The 319-nt window shown below is 38.9% G+C and carries 1 protein-coding gene; it reads right to left on the bottom strand.

Annotated elements, in window-relative coordinates; genetic code table 11:
• Positions 1 to 319: DUF4141 domain-containing protein (locus VQ048_RS12860; RefSeq protein ID WP_327612003.1), on the bottom strand; the 319-nt coding region annotated here is incomplete at both ends.

Genomic DNA, 319 nt, shown 5'->3' with positions numbered 1-319 from the left:
GCCTGAACTTTCTTCCAACAGTTTGGAATAACCAAAAGCAATGGCTTCTAATTCTTCGGGGCTAAAATTGGGGTCTTGGGTCATCTTCTTGAAGTTGGTTACATAGATTTCAGAAATATCACCTACCATTAAGACGGTTTCTTTTACCTTGCGTGCATCTTTCACAATGGCTTTTACTTGCTTTAAGGCATCGTAGTATTTTTTTCCCTGTTTGTAGATTTTCTCCACTTCTCTAAAGTTATTGAGTGTATTGGCAGCAGTGGAAGAAGTCTGTACGATTTCTTGAGCTGTGTTCACAATACTTTGAGCTAAGTTCCCA

This window comes from Bergeyella anatis (genome assembly GCF_036016955.1).
Classification (GTDB): Bacteria; Bacteroidota; Bacteroidia; order Flavobacteriales; family Weeksellaceae; genus JAYWXI01.
The sequence above is the reverse complement of the archived record's forward strand: the minus strand, read 5'-3'. Positions and strand labels throughout refer to the sequence as shown.